Annotated in this window: 21 protein-coding genes and 1 tRNA gene; 3 read left to right on the forward strand and 19 right to left on the reverse strand. The window is 46.5% G+C overall.

What is annotated here, in order from left to right; all coding sequences use genetic code 11:
• On the reverse strand, positions 1-416 hold a 416-nt coding region (locus tag Q0369_RS04020; protein WP_298096332.1), incomplete at its 3' end, for a biotin--[acetyl-CoA-carboxylase] ligase.
• Positions 417-645: 229 nt separating this feature from the next.
• On the opposite strand from Q0369_RS04020, the gene Q0369_RS04025 reads away from it, so the two are divergent.
• Positions 646-873 carry a hypothetical protein gene (locus tag Q0369_RS04025; protein ID WP_298096335.1) on the forward strand — a complete coding sequence of 76 codons (228 nt, stop codon included), beginning with the start codon at positions 646-648 and terminating at the stop codon, positions 871-873.
• A gap of 42 nt (positions 874-915) precedes the next feature.
• Here the strand turns inward: Q0369_RS04025 and fmt are convergent, their stop codons facing one another.
• The 5 genes from fmt to rplU all read right to left on the reverse strand — a co-directional run bounded on the left by fmt (position 916) and on the right by rplU (position 4,178).
• Positions 916-1,836, reverse strand: coding sequence for a methionyl-tRNA formyltransferase (gene fmt / locus Q0369_RS04030; protein WP_298096337.1), 921 nt, complete (start codon positions 1,834-1,836; stop codon positions 916-918).
• A gap of 131 nt (positions 1,837-1,967) precedes the next feature.
• The gene (locus Q0369_RS04035; protein WP_298096339.1) at positions 1,968-2,309 is read right to left on the reverse strand and encodes a hypothetical protein; all 342 of its coding nucleotides are present in this window, start codon (positions 2,307-2,309) and stop codon (positions 1,968-1,970) included.
• A 127-nt stretch (positions 2,310-2,436) separates the two neighbouring features.
• The gene (gene obgE, locus Q0369_RS04040; protein WP_298096341.1) at positions 2,437-3,492 is read right to left on the reverse strand and encodes a GTPase ObgE; all 1,056 of its coding nucleotides are present in this window, start codon (positions 3,490-3,492) and stop codon (positions 2,437-2,439) included.
• A gap of 109 nt (positions 3,493-3,601) precedes the next feature.
• Positions 3,602-3,859, reverse strand: a complete 258-nt coding sequence (gene rpmA / locus Q0369_RS04045; RefSeq protein WP_291938329.1) for a 50S ribosomal protein L27 — start codon at positions 3,857-3,859, stop codon at positions 3,602-3,604.
• A gap of 10 nt (positions 3,860-3,869) precedes the next feature.
• The gene (rplU, locus tag Q0369_RS04050) at positions 3,870-4,178 is read right to left on the reverse strand and encodes a 50S ribosomal protein L21 (protein ID WP_040303368.1); all 309 of its coding nucleotides are present in this window, start codon (positions 4,176-4,178) and stop codon (positions 3,870-3,872) included.
• 220 nt (positions 4,179-4,398) lie between these two features.
• Here rplU and Q0369_RS04055 point away from each other — a divergent pair, with 220 nt between their 5' ends.
• Positions 4,399-4,827, forward strand: coding sequence for a hypothetical protein (locus tag Q0369_RS04055; protein WP_040303372.1), 429 nt, complete (start codon positions 4,399-4,401; stop codon positions 4,825-4,827).
• Between the two features lie 158 nt (positions 4,828-4,985).
• On the forward strand, positions 4,986-5,447 hold the full coding sequence (locus tag Q0369_RS04060) for a DUF411 domain-containing protein (RefSeq protein ID WP_298096343.1): 462 nt from the start codon (positions 4,986-4,988) through the stop codon (positions 5,445-5,447).
• Positions 5,448-5,612: 165 nt separating this feature from the next.
• Here Q0369_RS04060 and Q0369_RS04065 read toward each other — a convergent pair.
• The 13 genes from Q0369_RS04065 to Q0369_RS04125 all read right to left on the reverse strand — a co-directional run bounded on the left by Q0369_RS04065 (position 5,613) and on the right by Q0369_RS04125 (position 25,418).
• Positions 5,613-5,686 (reverse strand) — tRNA-Gln (locus tag Q0369_RS04065).
• Positions 5,687-6,618: 932 nt separating this feature from the next.
• A complete protein-coding gene (locus tag Q0369_RS04070) occupies positions 6,619-7,677 on the reverse strand; it encodes an HAD family hydrolase (protein WP_298096346.1) in 1,059 nt (352 codons plus the stop codon).
• Positions 7,678-7,743: 66 nt separating this feature from the next.
• Complete coding sequence (locus tag Q0369_RS04075) at positions 7,744-8,766, reverse strand: OmpA family protein (protein WP_298096348.1); 1,023 nt, start codon at positions 8,764-8,766, stop codon at positions 7,744-7,746.
• 99 nt (positions 8,767-8,865) lie between these two features.
• Positions 8,866-9,255 (reverse strand): 30S ribosomal protein S9, encoded by a 390-nt coding sequence (gene rpsI, locus Q0369_RS04080; protein WP_005869670.1) that lies wholly within the window; start codon positions 9,253-9,255, stop codon positions 8,866-8,868.
• Between the two features lie 2 nt (positions 9,256-9,257).
• Positions 9,258-9,683, reverse strand: coding sequence for a 50S ribosomal protein L13 (gene rplM, locus Q0369_RS04085; RefSeq protein ID WP_005869672.1), 426 nt, complete (start codon positions 9,681-9,683; stop codon positions 9,258-9,260).
• A 115-nt stretch (positions 9,684-9,798) separates the two neighbouring features.
• Complete coding sequence (locus Q0369_RS04090) at positions 9,799-12,717, reverse strand: RecB-like helicase (protein ID WP_298096350.1); 2,919 nt, start codon at positions 12,715-12,717, stop codon at positions 9,799-9,801.
• Complete coding sequence (locus Q0369_RS04095; protein WP_298096354.1) at positions 12,704-15,613, reverse strand: PD-(D/E)XK nuclease family protein; 2,910 nt, start codon at positions 15,611-15,613, stop codon at positions 12,704-12,706. Before Q0369_RS04095 ends, Q0369_RS04090 begins: the two co-directional genes overlap by 14 nt.
• 275 nt (positions 15,614-15,888) lie before the next feature.
• Entirely contained in the window at positions 15,889-16,572 is a 684-nt protein-coding gene (locus tag Q0369_RS04100; protein WP_177389441.1) for a response regulator transcription factor, read from the reverse strand.
• A gap of 910 nt (positions 16,573-17,482) precedes the next feature.
• On the reverse strand, positions 17,483-18,601 hold the full coding sequence (gene carA / locus Q0369_RS04105) for a glutamine-hydrolyzing carbamoyl-phosphate synthase small subunit (RefSeq protein ID WP_298096356.1): 1,119 nt from the start codon (positions 18,599-18,601) through the stop codon (positions 17,483-17,485).
• The gene (locus Q0369_RS04110; protein ID WP_298096358.1) at positions 18,601-19,152 is read right to left on the reverse strand and encodes a DUF507 family protein; all 552 of its coding nucleotides are present in this window, start codon (positions 19,150-19,152) and stop codon (positions 18,601-18,603) included. The genes carA and Q0369_RS04110 overlap by 1 nt, the downstream gene beginning before the upstream one ends.
• 91 nt (positions 19,153-19,243) lie before the next feature.
• Positions 19,244-20,494 (reverse strand): adenylosuccinate synthase, encoded by a 1,251-nt coding sequence (locus Q0369_RS04115; protein ID WP_298096361.1) that lies wholly within the window; start codon positions 20,492-20,494, stop codon positions 19,244-19,246.
• On the reverse strand, positions 20,491-21,354 hold the full coding sequence (locus Q0369_RS04120; protein WP_298096364.1) for an ATP phosphoribosyltransferase regulatory subunit: 864 nt from the start codon (positions 21,352-21,354) through the stop codon (positions 20,491-20,493). The genes Q0369_RS04115 and Q0369_RS04120 overlap by 4 nt, the downstream gene beginning before the upstream one ends.
• Positions 21,351-25,418 carry a diguanylate cyclase gene (locus tag Q0369_RS04125; protein ID WP_298096368.1) on the reverse strand — a complete coding sequence of 1,356 codons (4,068 nt, stop codon included), beginning with the start codon at positions 25,416-25,418 and terminating at the stop codon, positions 21,351-21,353. The genes Q0369_RS04120 and Q0369_RS04125 overlap by 4 nt, the downstream gene beginning before the upstream one ends.
• Positions 25,419-25,466: the final 48 nt, after the last annotated feature.

A 25,466-nucleotide genomic window follows, 5' to 3' on the forward strand; every position in this document is an offset into this window, starting at 1 on the left:
TCTAAAATTCCCGCATATTCGGGCGCGCCGAGTAGGTTCATGCCGATGCCGCAGATGAGGGTGTTTTTGATCTTATTCGTCATCGCCCCGCCGATTTTACGCTCGCCTAGATAAAAATCGTTAGGCCATTTAAGCCAAAGCTGCGAGCCGAGCGATGCTAGAAGCTCCTGCATAATCATCGCAAAATATATACTCGCCGACTGAGGCGGCACATCTGCGGGCAGATCGCTCTGCGCGACACAGAACGAAAATGCGAGATTGCCGCTAGCGCTCTGCCAATCATTGCCGCGCGAGCCGATACCGGCGCTTTGGTGATTTGCGGCGATCGCAAAAGGCGGCGTTATCCTGCCTTCGCGCACGGCACCTACTAAAAACTCCTGCGTAGAGGGTATTTGTTCTACAAATTCTACTTGCAAAACTCGCTCCTTGCGTAAGACGAAGGGCTCGCCTTGAAATATTGCAAACGTTTAAATTTCATGCTGCAATAGAATTTTGCGACAAGATAAAATTTAGTATGATTAAATTTTACGCTCTTGCTAAATTTTTCGGCAACGCGGATTTTCCCAGCAGCATTTCGATAAAATTTTAAAGCTTTGTCTCGCAAAAATTCTGCGGCACGATCATAGAATTTTAAATGGTGCGTGTTTGGTGCGACGCCGCAAGATCCGTAACCGCGGCGGCGAAATTTTAAGCTCCTGTGAGCGTAAAATTTTAGAGCATAGAAGCGAGGTTTTAAAATTTTATAAAAATGCGATTTCAGGGCTTCGTCCAGAAATTCCGCGCGGTAAAATTTTACTTCACGATCGCGGCGATATCCAAGGCAGAATTTCGCCGCGACGCCAAAAGCGCGGCGCAAATAAAATTCCCGCGTAGCATCAAAAGCGCGGCATAAAACGCGAGAATTTAAAATCCCGCTTAGCATAGTAGATCGCCGATCTTTAGCCGCTTGCCGTTTAGATATGCGCTAGCGTCTACGGGCTTCTTGCCAGGCTCTTGCACCTTTATGATCTTAACCGCGCCCTCGCCGCAAGAAACGCAAAAACTGGGCTTGTCGACGTGCAGAATTTTGCCCGCGCGTTCAAATTTACGCTCGCAATATTCGCGCAAAAGCTCTAGTTCTAAAATTTTTAACCCGCTAGCTAGATAGATCCCCGGCCAGGGCGTTAGCGCACGGAATTTATTATAAATTTGCTCTGCGCTTTCCTCAAAGCTAAAAAGCCCGTCAGATTTGCTTATTTTTTTGCAGTGCGTAGCCTGTGCGTCATCTTGCTTAAGGGGCGTCAAATTTGTAAAATTTAGCAACACTCGCACTATCATCTCGCCTGCCAGATCCCCGAGCTCGTCAAACAGCTGCGCCGCCGTTTTGTCCTCGCAACGCGTGTAGGCAAAATCAAGCATATCGCCCGTGTCAAGCCCCGCATCCATCAGCATCGCCGTCACGCCCGTCTGCTTCTCGCCCGCCAAGATTGCGCTTTGGATCGGGCTTGCGCCGCGGTATTTAGGCAGGATCGAGGCGTGCAGGTTTATGCAAGGCACGATATCAAGGACGGTTTGCGGCAAAATTTTACCGTACGCGGCAACCACGATAAAATCAGGCTTTAGCTCTTTTATCTGCGCTGCAACCGCCTCGTCTTTGAGTGTCGCGGGCTGAAAGATCGGCACGGCGGGCAGATGCTGCTGCGCGTAAATTTTAACTTCGCTCGGAGTTAAAATTTGTTTCCTGCCAACGGGTTTATCGGGCTGCGTAAAGACGGCCGCGATCTCAAATTTCGCCTCCGCAAGCGCGCGCAAAATTTTAGCCGCATACTCGGGCGTTCCCATAAAAACTATATTCATTCTTTTCCTTTAAATTTAGCCAAATCACGGCGCGAGCGATCACACGGGCGCCGACCGTGCGAAGTAAAATTTATACGCGTCGCACAAACCAAACCCCGCGCAAAAGGCGGCATTATCGCCGTTTTTCGCGCTTATTTGACGGCGGATTGATTTTCATCTCCGCCTTGATCCTTCCAAGGCCAAAAAGCGCACGGATCTTCGGACCAATAAATCTTTGCAGAGGGTTTCGCTCCCAGCTCATCTAGGCTAATCTTGCCGTCATGATTAGCGTCCAACCTCTTAAATTCTGGGCCTGAGCGCAAATTTAGCTCTACTTTCAGTCCGGACGGCACCTCGCTCGCCATCCACTCCTGCAAACTCAGCGCACCGTCGTGATCCTTGTCGTTAAAGTCCATAAAATTTGGCACTGGATCGGCGGGATCGCAACCGTATGCGCCGAAGCATAAAAATACTAGAATAAAAATTTTATTCATTTTGCCTCCTTAAATTTTATCTTTTTGCGACGTTTTCGAGCGATAAAAATAAAATTTAACCACATATACGTGCGCGATTAAAGCCTGCGTTCGTCAAAGCCCCCTACGGTGCGGCTTTTGTCGCAATCTATAGCTCCTTTTTAAGTAGCTCAAGCAGGTTAAATTTTAGCTCGTTTATATTTTGTCCCGTTGCCGAGGAGATCGGCATCACAAAAAACGGCTTGGCGGCGTCAAACTCATAAATATCTTGTTTAAATTTTATCTCGTCAGCCGCACCCGCGAGTCCCAAATGCGACAAAAACGCGTCAAATTTTTCCTGCAAATTTTCGGCCGCGTCCGCGCGAGTTAGGGCGATAGCGTAATCTCTTTTTGCAAGCCCCTCTGAAAATTTCGCCGTCTCGGCTCGCAGCGCGTCAAACTGCTCCTCAAGGCTGCGGTAGTTCGCAAGATCGAGCATAAAAAGCAAAATTTTCGTGCGCTCGACGTGTTTTAAAAACTGCACGCCAAGCCCACGCCCTTCGCTTGCGCCCTCGATGATGCCAGGGATATCGGCCATGACAAAGCCGCTGTATTCGTCCACCTCGACGAGGCCGAGCTTTGGCGTAAGCGTGGTAAACTCGTAGTTTGCGATCTGAGGTTTGGCGTTTGAAACAGTCGAGATTAGCGTACTTTTGCCCACGTTTGGAAAGCCCACGAGCCCAATGTCGGCGATGAGTTTTAGCTCCAATCTCACCTCGCGCGTCTGCCCCTCTAGGCCTTTTTGCGCGTATTCGGGAGCTTGGTTGATCGAGCTTTTAAAGTGCACGTTGCCAAGCCCGCCTTTGCCGCCTTTTAAAAATAGCCTCGTCTCGCCGTCATTTAGCATATCAAGCACCAGCTCGCCACTATCCTCGTCGTAAACGCTGGTGCCTGGAGGGACGATGAGATAGAGATCCTCGCCGCTTTTGCCGGTCTTTTTGCGACCCTCGCCGGGCGCGCCGTTTTGCGCTTTAAACTCACGCTTGCCCTTATAGGATGAGAGGGTGTGGGAGTTTTTATCTACTCTAAAATACACGTCGCCGCCGTCGCCGCCGTCGCCGCCGTCGGGGCCGCCTAGGATGACGAATTTTTCGCGGCGGAAGCTAACGCAACCTGCGCCACCGTCACCTGATTTGACGCTAAATTTTACGCTGTCTATGAACATAGCTATCCTTAAATTTAAAACGGCAATTATAGCCAAATGAGTTGAAGATAATTTTTAAATGGATGAAATTTTAAAAGAGGGGCTTGCGCCCCCGAAGATTTAGCGATATTTACGCAGCCGGATAAACCGATACTTTTTTGCGGTTTTTATCTTTTCGCTCAAATTTTACGACGCCGTCGATCAGCGCGAAAATCGTGTGATCGCTGCCCATGCCTACGTTGCAGCCTGGGTGCGTCGCAGTGCCGCGCTGGCGGATGATAATGTTGCCCGCGCGCACAAACTCGCCGCCGAATTTTTTGACGCCCAAGCGGCGTCCGATACTATCTCTATTATTTTGGGTTGAGCCTTGACCTTTTTTGTGTGCCATTTCCTATCCTTTATGCGTTGATCGAAACGACTTTGACGCGGGTGTATTGGCGTCTGAAGCCGCGTTTTACTTTTGAATCTTTGCGTCTGCGTTTTTTGAAGATAACGACTTTTTTATCCTTGCCTTCGCAAACGACTTCCAAAACCACCTTGGCACCCTTTACGAACGGTGCTCCTACCTTTAACTCGCCGTCGTTTAGCGCTAAAACTTCGCTAAGCTCGAGCTTTGCTTTCGGCTCTGCATTAAAATGGTCCAAATTTAGGTAGTTACCCTCTTCGACCTTATACTGCTTGCCGCCGTGTTTGATGATAGCATACATCAAAAATCCTTTAAAATTTGGTAGCCAAAAAGGCATTTGCCGTGCAAAATTTAACAGCCCGTTTGGTATGAGAGGTTGCAATATTATCTCAAATTTTATAAATTCCTACTGAAACGCCTCGCAAAATTCCTGCGAAATTTCAAATTTCAAGGGCTCGGATTTATTTTAAACTAAAGATAAATGTGCTACTATCGCAACGAAATTTTTGAAGGAGAATTTTATGAGAAATTTAATAGCTGCGCTCGTAGCAGCGGTATTTTTTATCGGTTGTTCCAACTGGAATATATCCAACGAACCAAGCGGAGTACGCAATCAAACAAAATCCCAAAGTAGTAAAACAAATATCGGCGGCGTAAATGATAAAGTCCAAGAGGTTTCCACCGCAGGCACCACCGATATGGTCGAAACGACCTTGCCCGATAGCACAGGTATGACTAATGCGCCGAAAGATCGCAGCGATGCATTTCATATCAATCAAGTAATTTCTGCATGGAATAAACAGCCAGACTCCATCAAAACAACCGAAGACAACGGCAACATCTATACCTGGAAAAACTATAAGCCAGGCTGCGACGTATCACTTACCAGCGACTCGGAAGGCTACGTATCAAAATCCGCTATCAAATCAGCACTGTCTCAGTGCCTATAACTAACTTATCCGCGACGCCGAAATTTTAAAATTTCGTAAAATTTCGGCTTACGAGCGGGTCTGCTTCGTCAAATCTAATCTTAAAATCCTACGGTTCGCTCTTAAAAATTTACTATTCGTATTGTATAATCGAGGACTTTTAATCACTGGAGTAAAATATGAAGAAAATTTTATTTGTAGGTGCGCTTTTAGCGGCATTAGGTAGCTATGTGACGGCGGGCGAACACATCAAGGTCTATCACGGCGAGAGCTGCGGCTGTTGCCACAACTGGGCAAAATATATGGAGCAAAATGGCTTTGAAGTCGAGATGATTTCGCTGGCTGACGAGCCGCTTATCCAGAAGAAGAATGAGCTAAAACTTCCGCTGGAGCTCGCTAGCTGCCACACCGCGATCATAGATGGGTATGTAGTCGAAGGGCATATGCCAGCAGGTGAGATCCGCACATTACTAAAAAATAAGCCTAAAGACGTCATCGGCATAGCAGTACCTGGCATGCCACTAGAAGCGCCAGGTATGGAGCAAGGCTCTCAGCCCGAGGTCTATGACGTGGTAGCGTTTAAAAAAGACGGCTCGTATCAAAGCATCGCCACTTACAAAGGCAGAAAAAAAATCAAATAATCCGCCGCTTCAAAGCGGCAAACTTACTTATTAGCTCGCTAAAATTTTGCCTATTTATGGCTTGGCGCAATTTACTTTAGCCGGCAAATGCTGCCATGATCTGCAAAAATGACGCGCAAATTAATTTCAAACGCTAGCTATGATAAAAGGGATTAAAAATTTAAGTGGATGGGCTAATAGGGGTCGAACCTATATTCACAAATCCAGAGTTTGTTGTCCTGCCATTAGACGATAGCCCATTGCGGAAGCGGTATTTTATAGAATTTTGCTTTAAAAAAAGCATAAGAGCGGGCGGAATTTTAAAATTTTGCAAAATTTTAATTAAATTTAAAGCCCTGCTGCGCCTAAACGATAAAATTAAAACGCAAAAGCTAACGCTGCTTTCATCGGCTCCGATAAAAGAATATGGCTACTCGCCGCGGAGCTAAATTTTAAAATTTGGCTAGTTTATCCTATATTTACGCCTTTGCGAGCTTATTTATTCCGGGATGAAATTTTTAGCATATAAGCCTGTCTTCAAAACATATATGTTTAGTGCTCGCTGGGCGCGGGCGCGGCCTTAAATGATATAAATCGCACCGAAAATCCGCAGCGAACATAATTGCGACAAAACCCGGAATGCAGCGCCCTAAATAAGCGTCAAATAGACTTGCGATAGGATCGCACAAAAGTCCTACCAAATGCTCACCTCAAGCGGAGTGTAAAATTTATCACGATTAAGTGGGTCTAAACTAAAATCAAAGCCATATAATTTGAGTGCGAAGCTTGCATAAAATTTCTTGCAAAGGCCGTTCGCAGGCTCAAAAGATATTGTAAAATTGCATAAAATTTGACTGCGACGGAATTTTTCCCATATATTGTGTTAATACCAAACATTCGACGAATCAAATCAAGCACGACGAACAAAGTGAAATCTCTCATATATCGTTAATATGGCACAGGCTATTTGCTAGACCAGAGCAGAAATATGCGAAATTTAACTCCGCGCATCGTTTGAACACTTAGAAAGCGCCTTGCTTTCCAGCTAAATAGCACGAGCAAATTCATATCACGCGCTGTTTAAAACGCAAAATTCATTGGAATTTCAAATTTTAAATTTCGGGCACGGGTTCGCTTATAAGTATTTGCAAAAATAACGTATCAAAGCTAGAAAAATTTCGCTCCGTCGCGCCTAAAATTTCGATGAAATTTCGCGTATCAACTCAATCGCCTCTTTTGCGTCCGCACATACGAACTCAAAACGCGCCCGTAACTCCGAGGCGCTGCCGTAGCCGCAGCTTACGCCCACGCTTCGCACCGCTGCCGACTTTGCCGCGATGGCGTCAAGCGACGTATCGCCGATCATAAAGATATTTTGACTAACAGAAGACAGGATTTTGTTGCTGCAAATTTTGTCATAACAAGGAGTGGAATTTAGCTCATGTGCATCATAAATTTTACCGCCGCGCGCTCCGCTTTTATAGCTCTCGCCCTCGATGCCGATACCGTTCTTTTGGCTCTTATCACCAGCCTCATGTCTATCGCTCTTTACTTCGCTTAAATCTTTAAACGAAATTCTATCAGAATTTTGACTCGCGATGCTGCTTAAATTTTGCTCGCAAACTTTGCTAGGATCAGGATCAAGCGCAGAAAGGCTCTTTAAATCAGGCACTGAAATTTCACTCAAAATTGCGCTCCTGCTAGCAGCGCTTGTATTTTCATCATCAGTCGCGTCGTGAGTTTTACCGCGAGCCGCATGCGGGCTTTGGCTAGCGGTCGCGCCGCAAATTCCTAAATTTTCGAGCGCCTTTAAGATCGGTTCGGCGCTTGGTTTGGGGTTTTGCACATCCTCTCGCCCGACGATGGTGCCAAAAAATTTCGCGATACCAAGATGACGTAATAAAATTTTAGAAAATTTCGACGTCTTGGTCGTCACGACGCCTAAATTTGCAAACTCGCTCGCCGTGCGAACCGCCTCGAACGCACTGCTTAGCAGAACGGTCTGATCCAAAAATATCTGCGCGTATCGCTGTTTGTAGGCGAGCACGAAATTCTGCACATCGCGCATCACACCTAGACGCTCAAACATTACCTCTAACGGATGCCCGATAAGCCTTTTAATCGCTTCGTCGCTAGGGTCTACGGCGCCCAAATGCGCAAATGCATAATGAAAACCATCTAATATCGCGGGCGTGGAGTCTATGAGCGTGCCGTCCAGATCGAAAAGCAGTGTAATTTGGAATTTTGGCATTTTAAAATTTAGTTTGGATATAAAAAAAGCGGAGCCGAAGCTCCGCTTATGTGGATCTAGAAAAGATTATTTTCTGAATTTAGCATCAACGCGTCTATTTTGAGCGCGACCTGCTTTAGTAGCGTTTGTAGCGATAGGCTTAGTCTCACCGTATCCTACAGTGGTGATTCTGCTAGCATCTACGCCAAAGCTCTTAAGCGCACCTCCAACTGCAGCAGCTCTGCGCTCGGAAAGCTTTTGATTATATGCATTCGAACCGGTGCTATCGGTGTGACCCTCTAGGATTACTTTGTAATCAGGGTGAGCTACTAGCACGTCGCTTACATTTTTGATCTGGTTCATAAACTCAGGAGAAATTTTTGAGCTATCTGTAGCAAAATTTACACCTAAATTTAATCTAATAACTTTCTCGCAGCCATATTCATCAACAACTACGCCAGCAGGCGTACCTGGGCATCTATCGACATTATCGCATACGCCGTCGTTATCTGCGTCTTTGCAGCCTGTAGGAGCCGGAGCGGCAGCTGGAGCTGCGTCAGCATATCTCTTGCCAAAATCAACTGCAAAGCCTAGAGTATAGAACAATACGTGGTTGCCGTCGTCAAATCTGATAGCATCGCGTGCTTCAAGTTTTGTAGCAAAGTTGTCGGTAATGTAGTATTTTAGACCCAAGCCGTATTGACCGAAGCCGCTATCTTGATCGCCATCGTTGTAAACGTCTTTAGTGTAATCCATATAGCCAAGACCTAGCAAGCCGTATAGTTTGAAATTATCGGTGAAATTTACCAAGTCTTTTACAACATTGATGTGATAGTATTTAGCGTCAGGCTTATCGTTGCCTACTCTATGAGCTAAATCCTCTACGCCGATATTGCGAGAGTAATCAAAACCAACCTCTACTTGATCGATAAACGAATCTTGTAGATTTTTGGCAAGACGTAGACCGAACATAAAATTCGAATCTAAATCCATATTTCCCTCATGAGTCATTCCACCGATAGTAGGGGTAATCTCCCAGTGATAATCAGCATCGCTAGCGAGCAACGCACTAGATGCACATAAGCTTAATGCAAGTAGAACTTTCTTCATTAAACATCCTTTCAAATAAAGTTATAATTCGATATTACCATAAAATTTTTAAAGAATTTACAAATTTGCGACAATTTCGCCACAAATTTGTAAAAAACATTATCTCTTAGAGAACTGCGGGCTTCTGCGCGCTTTGCGGCGACCGAATTTCTTTCGCTCAACCACGCGGCTATCGCGAGTTAACAGACCTTTTGGCTTAAGAGCCGCTCTAAAATCTTTATCCATCGCGGCAAGCGCCTTTGAAATTCCGTGCTTTAGCGCATCCGCTTGAGCCGAATATCCGCCGCCCAAAGTCTGCGCGGTGATATCCATCGAGGTCTCTTGTTTAGTCGCTAAAAGCGGCTGAACGACCCTTAGTTTGATCGCTTCGTGACCGCCTAGCCAGGTGTTTAGATCCATACCGTTTACTACGATCTTGCCGCTTCCAGGTTTTACCCAAACCTTAGCTACGGCAGTTTTTCTCTTTCCGGTTGCATAAATTGTCGCCATGATTATTTTCCTTTTTTAGTTGTTTGCGCAGTATGAGGATGCTCACCGCCTTCATATACGAATAGCTTTTTGATCATCGCCTTGCCAAGCTTCGTCTTAGGAAGCATGCCGCGAACCGCAAGTCTGTAGAGCTTTGCGGGATTGTTTTTAAGCAGGTCTTGAAATTTTACGCTCTTTACGCTTCCGAAATAGCCCGAGTAGCTGTGATAAAGTTTGTCGTCGCCTTTGTTATTGCCGGTAAATACGGCTTTTGAAGCGTTGATGATAACGACGTAGTCTCCGCAATCTACGTTTGGAGTATAGCTTGGTTTGTGTTTGCCGCGTAGCAATACGGCGACTTCGGTAAGCATTCTACCGAATCTTTTGTCGGTCGCGTCAATAACGACCCAGTCGCGCTTAACTTCGCTAGGCTTTGTAATTTCTGTCATGGTTTCCGCCTTATTAAAATTTGAGTTGTGATTATATAGAAATATCCTTACGTATAGCTTAATTTAAGCTATCTTTAATCTATCTGCGCTCAAATTTCATCTAAGCTTTAAAATTTTATCCCTCCTCATTCACTTCGATCAGCTTAGCGCCCGCAGCTTCGAGAACCAGCACGAAGGCGCGCACCCGCGCATGCGGATAAAACTCGCGGATCACGCTTTTATACCGCGCCACTTGAGCTTTGTTTTGCGCGAGGTATTTTTCGGAGCTTTTATAGTCAAAAAGCAAAATTTCATCCTGCCCAAAGCATGCCAGATCCACGCGCAAAAGCTCACCCTCCGCGCTTTTGATCGGCATCTCTTTATAAGCTTGAGCACCCTTTATCAGAGCTAAAAATTCCTCGTTTTTGCTTAGTCCTAGCGCCCGCGCCGCGATATTTTCAAAATCCGCATCATTTAAAAATTTAGCATAGCGACCTCTTGCCAGGCTTACTCCTCGCAAAATTTCATCCGCCGTAAAGCCTTCGCTCATCTCGAGCGCATAGTGCAGCGCCTCTCCGAAATATATCGCGCTTAGCGCCTCCGCTTCGCCGCCGCCTGCTTTTTCTTGCGCACTTTGAGGCTCGCCCGCTACAAGCGCGATCTTTTTGCGCGGCGGCTGCTCTTCTGATTTTACGGAGCTTGGGATTACGTAGCCGTATTGAAAATCCGGGATATCCAGCCACTTCACGACGCCCGCGCCCTTGGTCTTTTTGGCGTAAGGCGAAAAAAAGCTATAATTGTATTGATCTATTTTTGCCTCGGAGCGTTTTACGATGATGAGCGAGCGTTCGGCGCGGGTAAATGCCACATAGAGCTTATTTATATCCTCTTCATGCGCAGAGCGATCGTTTTCATCCATTAATGCTGCAAATTCCGTATCCAGGCTCTTTCTGCTCGCAAATTTATAAAAAATTCTCCACTTATGCGTGGCGAAATCATAGTCCGTCGCGAGCTTTGAGCTCTCGCCCCGGTCTTTTCCTCCGATGCGGTCGCAAACGATTACGTGCGGGAACTGAAGCCCCTTGGACTTATGCACGGTCATAATTTTAATGCCACTTTGTTCCTTGGCAAATACCTCCGTTTCGTCGTTTGCAAACAGATACTCGCTAAAACTATTAAATTTTGCCAGCGTCTCAAAAAACAGCAGCAGATCTGGATCGACAAAATTTAATTTCAGCGTGCTAGCGATAAATTCCGCCGTCTTTTGCGCGTTTTTATGCAGATCGACCGCTATCTTTTTAAGCCGCCTACCCAAAATCGCTTCGGCGTTTCGCAGATAAATTTCATCGCCACCTACGCAAAATTTCGCGTATTGAATTACGGCATTTACCTGCTCGCTGCAACGCAGAGCCTTATTTGAGCCGCTGCAAACCTCGCAAAATTCCGATAGCATCTCTTTTAGCGCGCTTACGTGCTCGTTTTTCCAGCATAAAATCGCAATATCATCAGCTCTTACGCCGCACTCCTCAACAAGCCCGCGCGCTTGCTCCGCAGCCCCCTTTAGCACATCGTCGTATGAAAACGCTGCTACGTAGCCGTAATCGTCGCTTTGTACCTCAAATAGCGGCATTTGCGGATGGGAAAGCGGATAGTCCTTGATTTTTTGCAGCACTGAAGCAGGCAGATCGCTATCTAGCTTATTTGCTGCGATTTGATCTTCATAAGACGCAAATTTATCGCGCAAGATCTCATTTACAAATTTTACGATAAGTTTTAAACTGCGATAATTGCGCGGCAGGCTCTGCGTTTTGATTTGACTAAACTGCTCGCGCAATATATCAAAAATTTTTCTCTCCGCGCCGCGAAATTTATAGATGCTCTGTTTTTTATCGCCTACGTAAAAAAAGCTACCGCAGCGCTCTTCCACTCCTTTGCCAGCAAGCGCCTCAGAGATTAGCGGCAGCATAATTTCATACTGGCAAATGTCGGTATCTTGGAATTCGTCAATTAAAATATGCGTGATTTTAGAATCGAGCCTGAAATACAAAAGCTCGCGGTTGCCCTGTAACGCCTCTGCGCTTGGATTTAGCAGCGAGTGCACGGCCGCAGTGACATCACCGAACGTGAGTTTGCCGCTTTTGCGCTGCACCGATTTAAGCGCTTCGGCATAAATTTTAATTAGTCCTGCCAGCTTAACCGCATATGTCGCATCCATCCACGCTATTTCGCGAGCTACGGCGTCTTTTAGCCTTGCTAACTCGCCGTCAAGATACGAAATTTTTTTAAGCTGTGAGCGCGGATAATCGAAACTGCCGTTGGCAAGAGCCGAAAGAATGAAGCCCGAAGATAATTTTGACAAATCGCTAACAGGGCTTAGCCCATTTACGGCTCCCGCGCTTACGCCCGCATCTCTCGCCGCTTTTTGCAAGCGAGATAAAATTTCATTTATCTCTGCTAGCGCGGAGCTTTGGGGAAGCGTGGGCGTATTTATGCTTATATCGCCCCTCCAAATGCTTTGCAAGCTATTTAAAAACTCACCCTTTGTCATTCCTGAGTCGCTTACGTAGTCCACGACCTCTCTTAATAGCGCTTCGTTTTTACAAATCGCGCCTAAAAACGCCGCCTGCTGCACGCCTAGTATGCTTTCGTCGTTTTCAAAGCCTGGATCGATGCCGCTATTTAGCGCAAACGAGCGCAGAGCCTTTGCAAAAAACGCATCGAAGGTAAAGACGTTTAGACTCTCGCTTAAAAATTTAGGCAGTAGGCGCTGCTGCGACGTCAAAACCTCATCCGCGCTTAGCCCCAAATCAGCGCAAATTTGCTCCAGCTCGGCGCTAGGCTTTAGCAAGCCATCCTGCAAAAGCAGCAAATTTTGAAATTTCTCCACGATGCGCGTTTTCATCTCAGCAGCAGCTTTTTTGGTAAAAGTAAGAGCTAAAATTTCATTGATCGGCTCGCGTTTTAGAACCAGCTCGATGAACCTGACTGCGAGATTGAAGGTCTTACCGCTGCCCGCGCTTGCTTCAAGCGCCAGATAATTTTCAAATTTTGCCATCGATCTGCCCCTTGCAAATGATTTTATAATCGCAATATTCACAGCTTTGCACCGCCTCCGTGCGCGTAAAAGCGACCTCGCTCGCAAATTCCTTGCCGATAGAGCTTAGCGTCTCGCGTAGATTTTCTAAGCTAGGCGTTTTGTCGCCAGGAGCCGCAAACGCGCAATCTTTTAGCGACAGATAGGCGCATTCGCATTCCTGGGCTAAAAGCGCGCGATAAAACGTAAGCTGGAATTTTTCCATATGCTTTTTAGCTGAACCGCGTTTGTAATCGATGATGAACTTCCGCCCTGCCTTATCTTCGTCGATGCGGTCGATCCGCCCGCTCAGCCGCACTCCGTCAAGCTCGCCTTTTAGCGATACTTCACTACCACTAAAGCTCCAAATTTGCTCATGCCCTTCTAAAAGCCTAGCTAGCTTTTCTACCGATTTTAGCTCAAGCTCCGCATCAAAGCGCGCAATCCCTGCTTCTCGCGCAAGCTGCGAATAAATAGAGCGAAATTTTTCCATGCTAAATTTCATCCCCGCTCGCTCATATAAACGCTGAAAACTCGTATGTAAAATTTTACCTAAAAGCGCATTGTCCTCGCCAAATTTTAGCCCCTCCCTCAGCCCGAAAACGTAGCGGTAATAATACTTCCTCTTGCATTCTAAAAACGTATCCAGCCGCGAAAACGATAGCTCCTCGGCAAAAAAATCATGGCGAGCCACGGGATCTTCTTGTCCGTATAAGGCGGGCCTAAATTCCTCTCGCCCAAAAAGCCGCAAATAATCCTCCTGCGAAAATTCCGCGTCTTGTTGCACTTCAAAGCTTTTCAAAAACCGCGAAGGCAACTTCTCGACGCTTTGCAGATAGCAAATCGCGCTTTTTTTAGCGCCTCTTAGCAAGCCGTCGTAGTAAAATCTTTGTAAATTTTCGCGGTCTGCATGGCTGATGAGCCCTGCTCTAGCGCGCAAAGCAGAGTTTAAAAACATCTCTCCGCTACTGCGCTTTGGCACCAGATCATCGTTAAAATCGGGAATTATCACGCCATCAAATTGTAGCCCACGGCTCTCTAAAAGCCCCATTACCGTGACCTTTCCGCCACGAACATCATCAAGCTTGATACGCGAAATTTCTAACAAAAAAAGATCGATCAGATTGCCCAAGCTTAGGTTTTCGTCCTTAAATTTTCGAAGCAAAATTTTAATTAGATATAGCGGCTCTTTTAGTTTTTCTTGCAGCAGCGCGTCGCTAATTTTGGGCAAACAGACAAGCTTGATAATTAACGCCTCAAAATGCTCGAAGCTTACTTGCTTTGTAAAATCGCGTGCGAACTCGCCAAAAAGCGCCTCATCCACGTCCACACTCGCAAAAAACAGATCAAGCTCCTGTGGGTTTGGGCGCTGCGGATACTCATCTGCGCCCTCGCGTATTTTAGAGCGCCTAAAGCGATCGCGCCGCTCATGGCTTTTTGAATACCCATCTTCTTCCTCAAGCTCTATATGCTCCAGCTGCATAGAGTATCGTAGGCTCTCTTGCTGCTTTAAAAACTTTTGCTGTTTTACACAAGCTGAATAATCGCGCCGCTGCACACACTCCAAAGGCTCTTGTAACTCTGCAATATCTAGCGAAAGGCTTTGCTCCTCCGCGCTATCCGAGCGTTCCGCCGAAATTTCGCGCAGAATTTCAAAATTTTCCGTATTTTCAAACTCTCGCGCAGATATAAAATTTAAATCCGCTTTAGAATTTGAAAAAATTTCGCAATCCAGCACGGAATTTTGCTGTGCGAAATTTTGCGATGCAGAATTCTCGGAAGCGAAATTACCTAGCGCTAAATTTTGCTGTACCGTGGAATCCTCCACATTCAAAAATCCTCCATCCGGACTTTTGAATGCGTGGTAATCTACGCCAAATTTCGGCGTGCGCGCTTCTTTTAAGCACTGCGAAATTTTCTCTAGCGTTACGTAAAATAGGCTATCTTTAAGCTTCTCTCCCATCGCAAAATTTAGCATGCGGTGCGAGCCGCGAGCCTTTGCGATGCGCTCGTCGTAAAGCCGCAGCGTGCCGGCAAAGCTCTCGTCGGGCAAAATTACCGCGATGCGCTCCGGCGCGATGCCCGCGCGCACGAAGGATGAAATTTTTTCAAAAACATAGCTCGCCTGCAAGCTTCGCAACTCAAAGCCTCTACACACAACCGCTCCGCCCATGCTTAGCGGCTCTCGGCTTAAAATTTCACCCGTACTAAGATTTACGCGGTATGCAAAACCTGCGTCTAGACTTATGCCGCAAAGCTCCTCCACCGCACGCACAGGCTTGGAATTTAAAGTCGTGACTCTAAAGCTCAATACGACCTCGCTCAGCTCCGCCGCGCGCTTAAAAACCTCGAACTCAAATGCGCTGGGATTGCCGTCGATGTTGATTTCTATCCGCTCAAATCCACGCAGATAGGATTCGTTTAGTTCATAAAGCGCGGGCAGCGTGATCTCGTCGTAAAATCCATGCTCACGCAAAATCCTTGTATACGCCCCCGCTAGCTCTCGCAGAATTTCAAAATGCTCGGCATACCACGCATAGGTGTCGCTAAGATCGAGCGCATCGATACTTATGCGCTCCGTCGCAAGCTCCTTGAAAAAACCAAAAAGATACTCGCGGTTGCGCATAAACTCGTAAAGCTCGCTAGGGAATTTAAGCCTCTCGCCTGCGCGCTTGCTCTCGCTCACCGCCTGCTTCATAAAAAGCGCGCGGTCTATCTCGCCGCAAGCGACAAGATCCGGCACAAAAAGCGCCTTTTCGTAGAATTCCGCCAACGTAATCCTGGGCGCCAGCACGCCGCCGCTCTCGCTTTGCAGCGCCGCGCGTAGCGCACGCGAGCTAGTGTAGACAAAGAGATTTTTAGAGGGCAAATTTTTCAAAACAAATCCTTTAGAGCGATTCGCAGAACGCGGAATTTTGCGATATTTTAGCAAGAAATTTTTAGTTTGGGCTTTTAAGCAAAGAAGTTTTTGAAAAGCTTGAGAGGCTAAATTTTATCAAGTCAAATTTAGCAAGTTGGATGAGCGTAAAATTTTAATCTGTGGCGCTTTGAGCGCGGAATTCTACCTCGCTCCGCATTAATCGCGACATATTTCGACGCAAAATTTTACGAGTGGATTCCGTAAATTACAAAGCGGCAAAAACGCGATCAAATTTAAGCTGGCTCAAGCTCGATCTTGTATCCCAGGCTCGGGACGTTTTTTATGATTTCACCACCCACTTTATCGCGGATACGCTTGACGAAGGTGCGAAGCGCCGTATCACTCACGGCTCCTTCGGTCCAAACATAACGCTTGATCTCCTCGTAAAGCACCAGCTCACCCACGCGACTGGCTAGCAGCGAGACAAAAGAAAGCTCCTTTTTAGTAAGCACGATCTGCTCGCCATCCTTCAGCAAAATACGACGAAGCCCGTCAAATACGTAGCCTGCGCCCATATTTACGACTCGTACCGAGTCCAGCTTAGACTTCATCAATGCACTTATCTCTAGCACAAATGCGGCGATATCTACCGGCTTAAAGTAATACCGCTCGACGCCAATCTCCATAACGCCTTTTAGTTGCTCCTCCCTACTGAAGCCGCTAAGCACCACGATAGGGGCATGCGGAAAGATCTGCTTAATCTGACGTATCATCTCAAGTCCATCCTCGATCGGCATTAAAATATCGGTAATGACGAGATTAGGGCTAAATTTTTTGAATTTTTTTACACCTTCAAGCCCGTTTTGGGCATTGTAAACGTTGTTAAAAATACCCTCAAACGCCTTATGCAGCGAGGCTAGTAATTTAGTATCATCCTCGACTAGCAAGACGTCCAGCTCTTTTAAAGCGCAGCTCATAGCAGACCCCTCAAGGCGAAATTTCAAACGAAATTCTTTCAAATTTTCTCTTTTATTGAGCTTAAAATAATGTTAAGTTAAAAATTTAATTTCATAAAGTAACACAACTCTTATTTTAGGTGCAAATATGGGCGGAATTAAAAAAGAAGCATGGATAAAAATCACAGCCTAGGAATGGGGCAAAATTAAAATAACGCAAGCTAAATCTTATCGGTGCGAAAAAGATTTAAGAGCGGCTGAAAGTAAAATTTTAAAGCTGGCGCAGGTAAAATTTCACTACGCGGCGGAGTGGAATTTTATTTTAGGCAAATGGCTTTTAGAGGGAAATGAAGCGGCGCCGATAAGGTTTGAAGGGCGGGTATAGTTTATCAAAAACTAGGGCATAACTGGCAAAATTGCGTCAATAAGACTTTAACGGGCGGGCGACGTTAGATAAAATTTTACAGGCGGCAAGGCGTTTATTTGCATAACTTGACGGCAACAAGACGACTTCTAAATTTAAACGGCTTAAGACTGCGCGAAATGTACCGCAGGATCTATTTTGAAAGAGCTAAGCGCACCAAGCCCAATTTTTAAATTTAAAACGCATGAAATTTAGCTGCGAGCTTAGAAGTTATACGGACACGAAATCACACGAATGAAAAGCATGTGGCGCGCAACCGGTTTTAAATTTAAAATCGCGACTAGCGCAAATCTGTTTCATCCAAAAAGCTGCTTAATCCAAAATCACCGCGGCAATCCTTAGTTCGCAAAAGCGTGCTTTACTCACTACTCCGACTTGCGATTATCCAGGCTGCGACAGGCTTTAAATTTACGACGCAAAGACCGCATTAAAATTTAAAGCTTGCCATAAATTTAAAATTTTACCGCGCGACCGCGGTAAAATTTCATGCAGACAAAATTTCAAAAATCATAAAATTTCAAGAAATTCTTTGAAGATATATTTGCTTTCTGTAGGCCCCGCGCTGGCTTCGGGGTGGTGCTGCACCGAAAATACGGGATAGTCTCTGTATCTCACCCCCTCGATCGTGCCGTCGAAAAGATTGCGGTGCGTGATCTCGCAGATCTGCGCGATCGTCTCGGGGACGTTGTAGTTGTGGTTTTGCGCGGTGATCTCGATCGATTTGGTGCGCAGGTTTTGCACGGGGTGGTTTGCGCCGTGCTGACCGAATTTCAGCTTATAGGTTTCATATCCCATCGCGTTGCTTAACAGCTGATGGCCCAGACAAATTCCAAAAATCGGCACGCGCGCCTGGATCATCTTTTTAATCTGCGCGATCTCCTCTTTGAGCATGCGCGGCTCGCCCGGGCCGTTTGATAAAAACACGCCGTCGATCTGCCCCTCTTTAAGCTTAGCAATCAGGCTCTCTGCCGTAACGTCGTGCGGAAAAACCTCTACTCCGAGCCCCAGATCGCAAAGCTCGTTGAGAATGTTTCGCTTGACGCCGTAATCGATCACGGCTATCTTTTTGCCGCAGCTTGCGGGCTGGGCGTAGCTTCCGCGCTCGGCGTTCCAGCGACCCGATGTGTGCTTGTACGGCGCCTTCGTGCTTACGATGCTTACGTAGTTGATCTCCTCTATGCGCGCAGACTCGCTAAGCGCCTTTTTAAGAGCCGCCTTATCGCTGATCTCGGTCGAAACGAAGGCGCGCAGGCTGCCCTGATCGCGCAGCATTTTGGTTAAAAATCTAGTGTCGATGTCGTAAACGCCGAATTTTCCGTTTTGCAGAAAATAATCCTCCAAGCTCATCTGCGAGCGGAAATTTGAAGGCTCGTTGTTAAAATTTCTTACGAAAATTCCGCTTGCGTGGATTTTGGAGCTTTCTTTGTCGTTTTCGTTGATGCCTACGATGCCGATTTCTGGCATCGTAAAAATGATAAACTGCCCCGCGTAGCTCGGATCTGAGATGATCTCTTCGTAGCCGGTGGCGGAGGTGTTAAACACGAGCTCGCCGAATGCGCTGCCGCCTTTGCCGAACGCCTTGGCTTGCAGATAGATGCCGTTTTCTATGTAGATATACGCGTTCATTACAGCATGCCCCGTTTTCTTAGCTCCTCTTCGTAGAGCTTTTCAAACACAAGCTCGTATTCTTCGGTACCTGGGATCAATTTTTGCTTGTAGCCCTCGATCTTTTCATAGACCTCGTCCTCGATCTTTTGGTAGCTTTTCAAATACTCCTCGATCGCGTTATAAATTATCGTCTTTAGCCTGTTTTCGGAGACTTTGTAATCGATCAAATTTTTCTTCCAAACGGTTTCTAAAATTTTATGCGATATGGTGCCGTAGCGATCCTCAAAATTTAGCTCGAAATTCTCGTCGTTTGCGATGTGGCGTTTGATGAGCCAAAACATATCTTTTTTATTCACGCTCATCTCATCTAGCTCGCTTATGCGCTCATCTATCAGCTCGTTTGCGCGCTCGTCTATCGCTCTTTCTTTTTGCAGATCGCCCCTTATGATCTCGTCCGCTTCCTTGGCGACGGGCTCTATGCCTGCACTCAGCGTAACGCAGCCCGAGTTTAGCAGATCCAGCGCTATTTTATGCGCGATATATGGCACGTGTGGTAGTCGTATTCGCATGATCGTTCCTTTAAATTCAATTCTATGAGCGGTCGCGCCGCCCGCGTTTGCAAACGGCGGAATTTTAAAATTCTTAAAATTCCGCCCGATTTTATAAAATTATCGTGTCGCTTCTTTCCGGACTGGTAGAGATGAAGCCCACCTTCGCGCCGCTTAGCTCCTCTATTTTGCGGATATAATTTTGCGCGTTTTGTGGCAGATCCTCAAATTTTGAAATTCCCTTGACGCTATCCCAGCCAGGCATCTGCTCATAAACCGGCTCGGTAGCCTCCAAATCGATCGGAAAATAATCGATCTCCTCACCCTTGTAGCGATATGCGCGGCAAATTTTAATGCTCTCAAAGCCGTCTAGGACATCAAGCTTCATCAGCGCGAGCTTGTCGATGCCGCTAAGGCGCACGGCGTATTTCGTAGCTACTCCGTCGAACCAGCCGCAGCGACGCGCCCTGCCCGTCGTGGTGCCGTACTCTTTGCCGATCTCGCGCATCGCCTCGCCTTGCGGGCCTTTATCCTCGGTAGGAAACGCGCCGTTGCCCACGCGGGTGGTATAGGCTTTTAAAATTCCCATCACCGTGCCGATGTCTTTCGGCGCGAGCCCGAGCCCGCTGCAAGCCCCGCCCGCGATAGTCGTCGAGCTCGTGACGTAAGGATAGGTGCCGTGATCGATATCAAGCAAGCTTCCTTGCGCGCCCTCTACGAGCACGCGCTTATCGTAATCAAGCGCCTTCCACAGCATGTGCGTGGTGTCGGCGATGTATGGCTCGAGCGCGCTTTTATAGCGCTTTAGCTCCTCGTAAATTTCAATCTTGCTAGGAATTTTAACCCCCGCTTTTTCAAAAACGCTCTCATGCGAAGCAAAATCGCGCGATAGCGCCTCGGCGAGCCTTTCTGGCTCCAAAAGCTCCACTACGCGGTGTCCCGTGCGCGCGATCTTATCGGCATACGCAGGCCCTATGCCCTTGCCGGTGGTGCCGATCGCAAGCTCGCCCTTGCTCTTTTCGCGTGCCTGATCGATCAGCGAGTGATACTGTAAATTTAAAAACGCCTTCTCGCTTATGAAAAATCTGCCCTTTAAATTTTCAAACTGCGCCATCTCGGTAATCAGCACGTCGGGGTTGATGACGACGCCGTTTCCGATGATGTTAATGATATTTTTGTGAAGCACGCCGCTAGGAACTAGATGCAGCGCAAATTTCTCGCCGTTTATAACGATGGTGTGGCCTGCGTTGTGCCCGCCGCTGCTGCGGCATACGAAATCGTAATTCGCGCTTATCATATCTACGATCTTACCCTTACCCTCATCGCCCCACTGGGCGCCGATGACTACGTCAACTTTGCTCATTTTTCATCCTTTTGCATAATTTTTTCTATCAAAGCATCCACTAGCAGCGCAAAGCCGCTGGATTTTAGCCCGTCTATTTCGTAATTTCCGCCGTTACAATACACCGCGCCCGCATCTAAAAATCTAAAAAATAGCGCATCGTAATAGCGCATTTTGGAGTAATACAGCAGCGAAACGCGGATATGCTCGTAATCTACGCCTAAATTTAAAATTTCATCCAAACACGGCTTTAGCTCTTCAGGCACCTGCGTGCGCAGAGCTTGCACGTCCTTTAGTGATGTGGCGCGAGCCGTAGCGTCCAGCCAAGGCAAATTTTGCTCAAGCAGCGTCTCAATCTTACCCTTTTCAAAAATTTCAAGCGGCAGGTTTAAAATTTCGCAAATTTTTTTAGGAATTTCGATATTGCTTAGCTGAAGCGCGGGCACAAGATCAAATTCTTTAAAAAATTCCTGCGCGATTTTGATCGCAAGCGGCAGATTTTTCTCCCCGATCAGCTCCGCGCCGATCTGATAAAACTCGTCGCTTGGATATTTAAAGGTCGGCTGTATGTAAAATAGCCGCCTTAGCTTATCGTCTTTCAGCCGCTTGCGCACGATGCGCACGACGTCCACGGTGCTGTCTGCGCGAAGCGCGAGCTCGTGGTTCGTGGGGTCGGAGAGCTTAAGAAGCTTTTGCGGCGCGACGCTTAGGTGCTGATGATATGAAAAATATGGCGTTAAAATTTCGCTAAAGCCGTTTTTAACGAGGATTTCGCTCGCTTTATTTTCCAGCTCGCGCTTGAGCTGCGCGCTCTTTCCGAAATACAGCCTCGAGCCGTTTGGTATCTCGTGATCGAAATCGGCGCTAACGCTATCTATCATGCTGCCTCCAAATCGCTTATAAACTGATCCAGTCGCGCCCTAAAGCCCGAGATGAAGCTTACTAAAGCGCGATAATCAAGCGAAAGAATATCTAAAATTTGCTTACGTATTTCTGTATTTAGCGCAAATTTTTCGCTGCCTGCGCTTTGGGTTTTATTTAAAATTTCGCCGAATTTCGTTTTGAAGCTTTCAAACTCTCCGGGGCTAAGCTCGCCCGTTTGACCGCGCGCGATAAAGCTTAAGGCAAGCTCCTTGTAATCAAGCGCGTTTAAAAAGCTAATAAACTCATCTTTATCGATGGCTGCGAGCTTGGGCGTGTCTTTAAAGCGCGCGATGAAAGCGTCTATCTCTCTGCGATCCAGAGCTTTGGCGATAAAATTTCCCTGCAGATAGTTAAATTTCAAATTGTTTAAGAGCCGCAGCGACAGCGCGTTTTCGACCCCTTGAGCGCCGAGAGCAAAACCAAACTCCCGCTTTAGCTTGCCTGTGATCTCCACCATCGTTCGGATAGCATTTTTTTTCTTGCCTATGTCAAGACAGAGCTCGCGGTCGATTTTAACGACATCGAAAGGCTGGGCATTCAGGAATGGGATATTGCTTTTATTTGCACTATTAAGAGCAAATTTAACCCCAAGATCTGCATAACGCCCACGCGCAGGGGCGAATTCCTTAAAATTTTGCTCGCTAAAATCGGTTATCTCAAACATCAACTCGCCTTTTGCATTAGCTCTGTCTCGCAAGCTGTGAGCTACGAAATCGTAAAATTCGTCGTTTGCAAGCACGGCTAGACTTACGTTTATAGAGCAGTTTGCACCCGTTTGAGCATTAAATTCCATCATCTTTGAAAACGCAAATTTTGAGATTGGCAACTCAAATCGCGGCTCGCTTAATATCTGCGCAAAATCCTGCGGGGCAAGAATTCCTGCTTTGCCTCGGTTCCAACGCAAAAGAAGCTCGTAGCCGTAAATTTGAGCTCCGCTGATTATCGGCTGATAGAGCACAAAAAATTCTCCCTCTTCGATAGCCGCAGAAATTCCATCTTCGCTAGGCTCGTTCGCTTCGGCGCGCTCAAAGATGCAGTAACGGTTTTTGCCGCTCGTTTTAGCGCGATACATCGCCCTATCCGCGCGCGATAAAAGTCCTGGAAAATCGATCTTTTCGCTGCCGTCGTAAAACGCTGCGCCAACGCTGATGCTTGCGCTGATCTCATTGCCTTTAAGATTAAATTTCATCTTTGAAATTCCAAGCAGACGGTCTAATAGCACATGCGCGGCGTCCTTGCTTTGCAGATCGCCGATAATGGCGCCAAACTCATCGCCGCCTAAGCGCGCCAAGATATCGCCTTTACGCAGTAGCCCTCTCATCGCTTTTGAGATCGCTTGCAAAAACATATCGCCGACCTCGTGCCCGTAGGTGTCGTTGATCGCCTTAAAGCCGTCAAAATCGATGAAAAGCACCGCCATAAGCTTGGAATTTTCGCCCGAATTTGCCGTAAATCTCTGCGCAGCCTTCATAAAATACACTCTATTCGGAAGCCCGGTAAGCGCGTCGTGATGGGCGATCTTGGCTAGCTCGCTCTCTTTTTGCTTGATCTGCGAAATTTCGGTAAACATCAAAATGAAATTTGAGGTAAGCGAAAAATCATCCTTTATCGCAATTGCCGTAAATAACGCAGGAAAGGTGCCACCACCTCTTTTCAGTCCGTAAATTTCATCTTTGTAAGAGGTTTGTTTGCCGACGAGATTTTTTCTAATCCTCTCCATCACGTCTGCCCCGCCCTCGGTAGGAGCGAAGAAATTTGGAATTTTGCCGATAGTCTGGTTCTCATTGTAACCGGTGATTTCATAAAAAGCGTTATTAGCGCGCAATACGCGACCGTTCTCGTCTGTAATTAAGATCGCTTCTAAGGAGCGCGAAAAGACGTTGGCGTTTAAATTTAACTCCAGCTCCGTCTGTTTGCGCGAGCTGATATCTTCGAGCGTAGTTTTTACAAGGCGCGAGCGAGAGCCGTGCTTTTCGGTGACGTAGCCTTGCATACTAATCCAAGTATAGGCATTAGCGGCGTTTCGCAGACGGAATTCGCAGCTAAAATCGCTCCTAAGCCCGGCGGTACATTCGCGGATCATTTTATTGAAATTCTCTAAATCCGCGAAGTAAATTTCATAACTAAACTCCCCAAAGCTCATCGCAGTGTTTAGCCTTTTGCCGCGATATTTTAAAATTTTAAAATAATTGCTATCAAACGATAACGTCTGCGCGTCAAGATCGATTAAGCAGGTACAAAAATTCCTAGTCTCGATTACGGTGCGATAAAAGTCCAAATCCTCCTGCAAGCCGCGGATCGTTTTGACATCGTCATCAATATTTTGAAAATAAAACGCAGCCCTGGCGGCGGACTTTTTGACATAGATGCTCACTTCGTAGCTATAGCGGATATTGTCATTGTGGCGAATTTTATAGCTTTGAGAAAAGCTTAGCTCTTCTGAAGGCATATCGGCTAAGCGGTTTAAAATTTCATTTTTGGCCTCATTCGCATCCTTTTCATCTAGCAAATCCCATAGCCTTATCTCGCCGCTTAAAAACTGCGCCGCTTCGTAGCCCCAAAGCTCTTTTATATTTTTACTAGCATCTACGATCTTGCCCGAAGTGTAGTCAAACACGAGCGTAACGATAGGCGCGTGATTTAAATACTCATATTTTTGCTTAGTTTCATCGTAAAATCTGCGATATTTTGACGCATCCAGTACCACAAAAAGGGTTGAAATTTTACTTCCGTCGCGGATATAAGATTTTTTAACATAAAGGTCTTTGACGCCATTTTTGGTCTCTTGGCGGGTTACAACATAGTTTTCTTTGACATAGTTTGCGCGCTGGGTTTGATAGGCGTGATCATAAAACGAGCCTGCTTGCAGCGCGAAGATATTCCGTCCTACGACGTCATCGCCGTAAAGCTCGCGTGCGCCGTTGCTAGCGCTTTCGATCGTACCTGCTACGTTATCGATGCTAAGCACTGAAAGAGAGCTGTATTTTAGCGCATCTTTAAAGCTGAGGCTAAAATCGCCGTGGCGCAGATTAGACTTCAAAACCTCATCTATGGATTTAGAAATTTCTAAGACGGAGCTTAGCGGATTTAGCGCTTCTATATCGCGGATTTTGGAGTGATAATCCCCTTGGCGCAGCGCGTTTTGAACTGCCGCAAGCGGGATAAAAATGCGCTTTTTTAAAAACGTAAAATTTGAAATTAGAAGGATTGAATAAGCTAAAATCGCTACTGCCAGCGCTACAACGATAAAATCGTCCGCGCCTAAAAAATAGCCGGCTCGTTCGCGAGCCATTACGAAATTATCTCCAAATTTCGCAAGATAGGCAAAGCTTAGCCCAGATTCGTCTTCGAAGCTTACCACTTCGCCTAGGCGCGAAAAATCAAAATCCTGCCCTAATATATCGGTTACACTGCCAGGAGCGTTAAAAAATTTACCTTCGGCGTTAAAGACCAAAATATCACCCAGCGAAGAAAGCCTGGCAATCGGCCTAGCGGTGTTGGCAAAGCCTAGCAGATATGAATCGGCATTTACGCGCTTGATCAAAAAATACCGCCACGCCCCATTCATCATCATATAGCGCGATACCCATTCACCCTTTTTTAGCTCGCTTGCGATATCCGCAAGCCGTATCTCGCCAAGATCCGAAATACGCGCATCCGATGAAAAATGCGCCAAGCTCTCCTGCTCCGCGCCGCGGGCGCGCAGATAAAAAATAGCGTCAAATCTATGAGAAGATTTTACGACATTACGGATCAAATCCGCATAAAGCTTGCTTTGCATAGCTTCGTGCCTTACGTCCAAAGAAATGATAGTTTCTTTTAGAATTTCAAGCTCGCTAAAAAGCGACTCGTCGGTATTTTTAAGTAAAGTAATCGCCGTGCGCGTCCGCAAATCAAGCTGCGTAGCGATCCTAGCGCGCAAAAAGCTAATCTCGCAAACTACTACAAGTGTAAGCAGCGCAGCGCCTAGAATCAAGGCGGCGTTAAATCTTTCGGTAACGAAGTCTTTTTTGTTTTTCATGCCAAATTCCAAATTTTGCGGGATTTTAGCAAATTTCGTTTTAAAGCC

Origin of the sequence: uncultured Campylobacter sp. (assembly GCF_938030685.1) — a bacterium.
Taxonomy (GTDB): domain Bacteria; phylum Campylobacterota; class Campylobacteria; order Campylobacterales; family Campylobacteraceae; genus Campylobacter_B.

Coding starts and splice junctions, on each gene's coding strand:
- fmt (WP_298096337.1), bottom strand. CDS start 1,836: ATGAATATAGTTTTTATGGGAACGCCCGAGTATGCGGCTAAAATTTTG.
- Q0369_RS04035 (WP_298096339.1), bottom strand. CDS start 2,309: ATGAATAAAATTTTTATTCTAGTATTTTTATGCTTCGGCGCATACGGT.
- obgE (WP_298096341.1), bottom strand. CDS start 3,492: ATGTTCATAGACAGCGTAAAATTTAGCGTCAAATCAGGTGACGGTGGC.
- rpmA (WP_291938329.1), bottom strand. CDS start 3,859: ATGGCACACAAAAAAGGTCAAGGCTCAACCCAAAATAATAGAGATAGT.
- rplU (WP_040303368.1), bottom strand. CDS start 4,178: ATGTATGCTATCATCAAACACGGCGGCAAGCAGTATAAGGTCGAAGAG.
- Q0369_RS04055 (WP_040303372.1), top strand. CDS start 4,399: ATGAGAAATTTAATAGCTGCGCTCGTAGCAGCGGTATTTTTTATCGGT.
- Q0369_RS04060 (WP_298096343.1), top strand. CDS start 4,986: ATGAAGAAAATTTTATTTGTAGGTGCGCTTTTAGCGGCATTAGGTAGC.
- Q0369_RS04070 (WP_298096346.1), bottom strand. CDS start 7,677: ATGCCAAAATTCCAAATTACACTGCTTTTCGATCTGGACGGCACGCTC.
- Q0369_RS04075 (WP_298096348.1), bottom strand. CDS start 8,766: ATGAAGAAAGTTCTACTTGCATTAAGCTTATGTGCATCTAGTGCGTTG.
- rpsI (WP_005869670.1), bottom strand. CDS start 9,255: ATGGCGACAATTTATGCAACCGGAAAGAGAAAAACTGCCGTAGCTAAG.
- rplM (WP_005869672.1), bottom strand. CDS start 9,683: ATGACAGAAATTACAAAGCCTAGCGAAGTTAAGCGCGACTGGGTCGTT.
- Q0369_RS04090 (WP_298096350.1), bottom strand. CDS start 12,717: ATGGCAAAATTTGAAAATTATCTGGCGCTTGAAGCAAGCGCGGGCAGC.
- Q0369_RS04100 (WP_177389441.1), bottom strand. CDS start 16,572: ATGAGCTGCGCTTTAAAAGAGCTGGACGTCTTGCTAGTCGAGGATGAT.
- carA (WP_298096356.1), bottom strand. CDS start 18,601: ATGAACGCGTATATCTACATAGAAAACGGCATCTATCTGCAAGCCAAG.
- Q0369_RS04110 (WP_298096358.1), bottom strand. CDS start 19,152: ATGCGAATACGACTACCACACGTGCCATATATCGCGCATAAAATAGCG.
- Q0369_RS04115 (WP_298096361.1), bottom strand. CDS start 20,494: ATGAGCAAAGTTGACGTAGTCATCGGCGCCCAGTGGGGCGATGAGGGT.
- Q0369_RS04120 (WP_298096364.1), bottom strand. CDS start 21,354: ATGATAGATAGCGTTAGCGCCGATTTCGATCACGAGATACCAAACGGC.
- Q0369_RS04125 (WP_298096368.1), bottom strand. CDS start 25,418: ATGAAAAACAAAAAAGACTTCGTTACCGAAAGATTTAACGCCGCCTTG.